At 74.1% G+C, this 1,570-nt stretch carries 2 protein-coding genes; both read left to right on the forward strand.

The features are described 5' to 3' along the window. Nucleotides 1-921: RecB family exonuclease (locus tag G6024_RS07240; protein ID WP_182640332.1), on the forward strand; the 921-nt coding region annotated here is incomplete at its 5' end. 5 nt (nt 922-926) lie between these two features. Further along, nucleotides 927-1,570: UvrD-helicase domain-containing protein (locus G6024_RS07245; protein WP_194307310.1), on the forward strand; the 644-nt coding region annotated here is incomplete at its 3' end.

The raw sequence follows: 1,570 nt of genomic DNA on the forward strand, positions 1-1,570 counted from the left end.
GCCACCGACCCCGCGGACGCCCGGCACGCGGCCGGACTCCTCGCCGGGCTCCGCAACGCCGGGGTGGAGGTCGCCGACCCGCGGACCTGGTTCGGCGCGGCCGAGCCGTCCTCGACGACCCCGGTGGTCACCTCGACGCCGGGCGAACCCCTCGCGGTCCTCTCACCCTCCGGTTTCGGTGCCCTGGAGGAGTGCCCCCTCCGGTGGTTCCTCCAGAAGGTGCGAGGCGACTCCTCGGATGCCGGATCGGCGGCCCCTCTCGTCCGGGGCTCGGCGGTCCACGCGCTGACACAGGCGGTGGAGGGAGGGATCTCGGAGGACGCACTGCGGGGGGCCGTGCGGCGACGGGCGGAAGCCCTCACGATGGCCCGTGGGTGGTTCGCCGAGCGGGGCGCGGAGTCGATGGTCGAGATGGCCGAGACCTTCCGACTGTGGCGTGCCTCAACGCGCGACCGGTACACCACCGCCGGGGTCGAGGAGGCGTTCGAGTTCGACGTCGACGGACCGGTGCGGGTCCGCGGACGGATCGACCGGCTCGAGGCGACCACGGCGGGACAGGTGATCCCGGTCGACGTGAAGACCTCCCGGGCCGCGGCGAGCCACGCCGAGGCCGCCGTGCACCCGCAGCTCGCCCTCTACCAACTCGCCGTCGCCGCCGGGGCCGTCGACTCCGCGGCGGGGCGGGCCCCCGGCGGAGGGCTCCTGCTCTACCTGGCGGGAAGGGAGGGACGCATGCCGGCCGAACGGATGCAGGACCCGCTCGGGACGGGGGCCGGGGAGGAACTCACCCGGCGGGTGACGGAAGCGGGCCGCGCGACCATCGGGCCGTCCTACACCGCGAGGGTAGGTCGCTGGTGTGAGCACTGCGACGTGAGATCCAGCTGCCCGGCGCAGCCCGAGGGAGAGCAGGTGATCGGGTGACCACGATGATCGAGCCCGACGTCATCGCCGACGCGCTCGGGATCCACCGGCCGACCGCAGAGCAGGCCGAGGTGATCTCTGGTCCGGCGGAACCGACGCTGGTCCTGGCGGGAGCCGGTGCCGGCAAGACCGAGACGATGGCCGCCCGCGTGGTGTGGCTGGTGGCGAACGGCTACGCCCGCCCGGGGGAGATCCTCGGGCTGACCTTCACCCGCAAGGCGGCGCAGCAGCTGTCCCGTCGCATCCGCCGGCGGCTCGACGCGCTGGCGCGCAGTCCCCTGTGCACGGGCCCGGGAGCCGCTCCCGGGATCGCGGAGGCCATCCGCACCGAGGATCCACAGATCTCGACCTACCACGCGTTCGCCGGGACCCTGCTCGGGACGTACGGGCTGCTCGTCCCCGTCGAACCGGACGCGCGGCTGCTCACCCCCACCGCCGCCTTCCAACTCGCCCACGACGTGGTGTCGAGGTGGGAGAGTCCCCTGACGACCGGATCGACCCCCGGCCGGGTGACGCGCGACGTGCTCACGCTGGCAGGACAGCTGTCCGACCACCTCGTCACCACCGACGACCTGCGCACCGACCCCGACCTGATGACCACCCTCGTCGCGACCCTGCCCCCCGGGCCGCGGCAACGCCAGGCCCCCAC

It is taken from the genome of Dietzia maris (assembly GCF_014144855.1).
Lineage (GTDB): Bacteria > Actinomycetota > Actinomycetes > Mycobacteriales > Mycobacteriaceae > Dietzia > Dietzia kunjamensis.